Here is a 2543-nt window from a genome sequence, read left to right as displayed (position 1 = left end):
AGGTACCCCGGGGATAACAGGCTGATCTTCCCCAAGAGTCCATATCGACGGGATGGTTTGGCACCTCGATGTCGGCTCGTCGCATCCTGGGGCTGTAGCAGGTCCCAAGGGTTGGGCTGTTCGCCCATTAAAGCGGTACGCGAGCTGGGTTTAGAACGTCGTGAGACAGTTCGGTCCCTATCCGCCGTGCGCGTAGGATACTTGAGAAGGGCTGTCCCTAGTACGAGAGGACCGGGACGGACGAACCTCTGGTGTGCCAGTTGTCCCGCCAGGGGCACGGCTGGTTAGCTACGTTCGGAAGGGATAACCGCTGAAAGCATCTAAGCGGGAAGCTCGCTTCAAGATGAGGTATCCCACCCCACTTTGTGGGGGTAAGGCCCCCAGCTAGACGACTGGGTTGATAGGCCGGAAATGTAAGCCCGGTAACGGGTTCAGTTGACCGGTACTAATAGGCCGAGGACTTGACTACTAAGCTGCTACGCGTCCACTGTGCAACTCTCGATAAACGAACAACAGACCACGGTGTGGTGTTGTTTGATATGTCGATAGAGTTACGGCGGTCATGGCGGAGGGGAAACGCCCGGTTACATTCCGAACCCGGAAGCTAAGCCCTCCAGCGCCGATGGTACTGCACTCGGGAGGGTGTGGGAGAGTAGGACACCGCCGGACAATCTTTCAGTTCAGGGTCACCCTTTCGGGGTGGCCCTGAACTGCGTTACGCACCCTTTCCGGGCGGGTAACCCGACCGGGCGGACGCAGCGCCGCGTGGTGCTGTGCCGCCTGTGCCCAGGGGGCGCTCAATACCCGGAGGGCGGCCCGCTCAGATCAGGCCGTGGGACAGCCCGCCGCCCGAGGAACCAGGGGTCTGTTCCCATGAGCCGCGACTGGGCTGCGCCGGATCTCGACGGCGGCGGTGTAGTCCGCTCGCCCGATACCACACGGGTATTTTTATGCCGCGTAGGTATCGGCGTTCGGAGTATTGGTTCACCATCGGCGGTAGCGGTTCACCAACGGTCATCCATAGCCGCCGTGTCGATCAGGCACGGGCCGGGTCGCGTGGCCTCGGTGGCCGACGCGGTGCGCGTACGACAGGAGAAGCCCCGCCGGCGACTGGCCGGCGGAGCTTCCCCGAGCGTGAGTCAGGCGGGCGTCAGGACGGTTCGGGACCGCAGATGAAGCGCGGCTCGGCGGAGTAGCGCCAGCTGAACTTCTCCCGCTTCACGACCTTGCCGTCCTTCTTGAACACCCGGAAGGCGTCCTGGGTGAAGCCCTGGCTGCCGCTCGCCGGGATGCAGGTGGGGCCGGGCTCCAGGTAGACCGTCCTGGGCTGGGTGATGTTGCGGCGCGGGGTGTACTCGGTCTTCACGCTGTCCCAGATCTTGGTGCTCCAGATCGACACGGTGATCGAATTCGACGTGTAGGAGGTGTCGATCAGTACGCCGTGCTCGGTGTTGTTGCGGAACTTGAAGTCCAGGTCCGGCCAGAAGATGGTCGACTCGATGACCGCCGGGTACCGGCTGAACCAGTACGAGTGCGGCTTGTGCTCGACGTCCTCCAGCCCGGCGTAGTACGTCGCGTTGAACAGCGTGGTGGTGAACTGCGAGGTGCCGCCGCCCACCCCGGGGACCAGCTTGCCGTCGAGGATGACCGGGGCGTCCCGGTAGCCCTGCGCGTAGCCGCGCTCGCCGGTGTGCCCGTTGAGGGAGAACGTCTCGCCGGGCAGCACCACCGTGCCGTCGACGTCCTTCGCGATCGTGACGATGTTCTGGCTGCGCGGCGAGGAGAGCCCACCGGTGAACCGCGTGGTGAAGGTGGAGACCCGCTCCTTGATGCCCAGCCCGGCCAGCTTCGCCGCGGTCAGCTCCGGCTCCGCCGGCTTCAGCTCGCCGGTGACCTTCCGGTCGTCCGCCCTCGGCAGGACGGCGAGGAGGTCGCGGCCGAGCGCCTCGCTGTCGAGCTGCTGACCGGGCTTGCCCTCGACGACCTTCGGCTTGCCGCCCGAGATGGTCATCCGCGCGTCCTTCGGCGGCACCTCGATGGCGGCCAGCTCGCCGCCGAGCGCGGCGCGCAGCCGCTTCACGTCGACCTGCGGGGTCAGCTTGCCGGCCTTGTCGGCCGTGAACCGCAGGCTCCTCGCGATCGCCTTCGGCGGGATCTGCACCGAGCCCTTGCCGGTGGTCAGCGTGACGGGGGCGGCCACGGCCGGCTTCGCCAGCTCGGCCACGAGCCGGTCCACCTCCTCGGCGCTGGTCGCCGGGGGCGTCTCGACCAGCGGCACGGTCACCGGCTGCCCGGCGAGCCAGCCCTCCCGCACCACCTGCGCGGAGCGTTCCGGATCGAGCGCGAGGCTCGGCTTCGGGTGCACCGCCTTCGGCGTGGTGCCCTTCCAGGTGATCGCCGGCATGGTCATCTTTCGGCCCTGGTCGCCGACGACCTTCTCGAGGGCGGCGTCGAGGCGGGCCGTGTCCACGGTCACCACGGGCTGCACCGCCCGGGACCCCACGAGCCGGTCGACCGCGTGCGCCTCGGCCTCCGCCGCCGCC

1 protein-coding gene and 2 rRNA genes are annotated in these 2543 nt (G+C 67.0%); 2 read left to right on the top strand and 1 reads right to left on the bottom strand.

Going from position 1 to position 2543, the window contains the following annotated elements; genetic code table 11:
* Together AB0B91_RS64930 and rrf are read left to right on the top strand one after the other, a co-directional pair.
* Nucleotides 1–469: ribosomal RNA gene (locus AB0B91_RS64930) — 23S ribosomal RNA — on the top strand; the annotation flags it as partial.
* A gap of 83 nt (nucleotides 470–552) precedes the next feature.
* A 5S ribosomal RNA gene (gene rrf / locus AB0B91_RS64925) occupies nucleotides 553–669 on the top strand.
* A 481-nt stretch (nucleotides 670–1150) separates the two neighbouring features.
* Here rrf and AB0B91_RS64920 read toward each other — a convergent pair.
* Nucleotides 1151–2543: VanW family protein (locus AB0B91_RS64920; protein WP_358342977.1), on the bottom strand; the 1393-nt coding region annotated here is incomplete at its 5' end.

It is taken from the genome of Nonomuraea sp. NPDC049141 (assembly GCF_040648415.1).
Classification (GTDB): domain Bacteria; phylum Actinomycetota; class Actinomycetes; order Streptosporangiales; family Streptosporangiaceae; genus Nonomuraea.
Note: the sequence above shows the minus strand (reverse complement) of the source record. Positions and strands in the feature narration are given on the sequence as shown.